Genomic DNA, 1,333 nt, shown 5'->3' with positions numbered 1-1,333 from the left:
TATCCTGACCAGTACTCCGAGCGGCATCTGCGCACACTCCAGCGGCGTCTGAAAATCTGGCGCCGGGATGCGGCATGGGCCATGGTGTTCGGGTCATCGGATCAAGGCTCGGTGCCCGCAGAGCCCTAAGGCTTGCCGGGAGCATGAAGATGAGGCAACGACCATCCGTGTCGGGAGCATTCTTCGGTGAGGCAATACGCGGGCTGTTCTATTCGACGCGGCTCACCAGACGATCAACGTGCCCACGGTGCGATCGCATGGGGTCGAGACTACACCAGCCTGCACCATCCGCTTGACCTTCCGAGCCATCGGCTTGACATCTCGAGACACGCATCGACAAACGAAGCGAAGTTGGTGGCTTTCGTGTTTGACAGGGCTCTCCGCAACCCGCCGATTTTTGGGCATTGCTTGCCTCCAAGTGGCCGGTGATCGCGTCAGGAATGACCCCGCCGATACCAGCAGCCTCGCACGAAAGCGGGCGCTCAGCTTGACAGAACAGGACACCGACTTGACGAACCGAGACAGGTAGCCAGGCAAGGTTAAGTTTCTGAAGGGTTCAAGACCTCGTGTCTGCTTGAGACGCGGGCTCAGGATATCGCCGGCCACCTTGGACCCGTCCGAGCAGAGTGTCGGACGCAACTTTAGCCTACCATCGCCGCGCGCCTAGGAAAGAGAACGCACCCATGCCCATCATCCCGCTTTCCGCCATGGCCGGGAACAGTGAATTCGACCTGCTGACACGCGTCCGGAAAGCATCGCAGCGTTGTATTTCCCTCCGAAGAACCGTCCGTTGCGAAGGTCGGCCACAGTTCATCAATGTCCGAAACGGGTCAAAGTGTAATGTAGAGTGGATTGTCTGAAAGGTCTGCTCACTGCTTCATGAGCAGACCACCAAGCATGCTCAGACCTAGCAGTGGCATCGTCAAATTAACCAGAAGGTGACCGGATCGGAGCCATGGGTGAGGGATGAAACCTCCTCGTCGTCCTCGCTACGCCCGCCACCGTTTCCCAGCTGAAGTGATCAGCCATGCCGTGTGGCTGTACTTCCGGTTCCCACTCAGCCTACGCATGGTCGAGGAGATGCTGGCGGCCCGAGGGATCTTGATCAGCCATGAGACGGTGCGGCAGTGGGCGCTGAAATTCGGCCAAGATTATGCTAATCAGATCCGCAGGCGTCTTCCGGCCCCCGGAGACAAATGGCATCTCGACGGTGTGTCACGAACACATTTCTGAAGGAGGAGATGTGGAGCTGTACAAGAGATGAGGGTCGGCCCCTCGAGGTCCGCAGTCAGGTGCCGACCTCAAACCCCTGCAAGCTGCGGCCGTCAAGAGC

Annotated in this window: 1 pseudogene; it reads left to right on the top strand. The window is 58.9% G+C overall.

What is annotated here, in order from left to right:
* Positions 1-966: 966 nt before the first annotated feature.
* Positions 967-1,215, top strand: a pseudogene (locus tag FS320_RS43455) (IS6 family transposase); the annotation flags it as partial.
* Between the last annotated feature and the right edge of the window lie 118 nt (positions 1,216-1,333).

The sequence above is a fragment of the Microvirga tunisiensis genome, from assembly GCF_009296175.1.
Classification (GTDB): domain Bacteria; phylum Pseudomonadota; class Alphaproteobacteria; order Rhizobiales; family Beijerinckiaceae; genus Microvirga; species Microvirga tunisiensis.
Note: the sequence above shows the minus strand (reverse complement) of the source record. Positions and strands in the feature narration are given on the sequence as shown.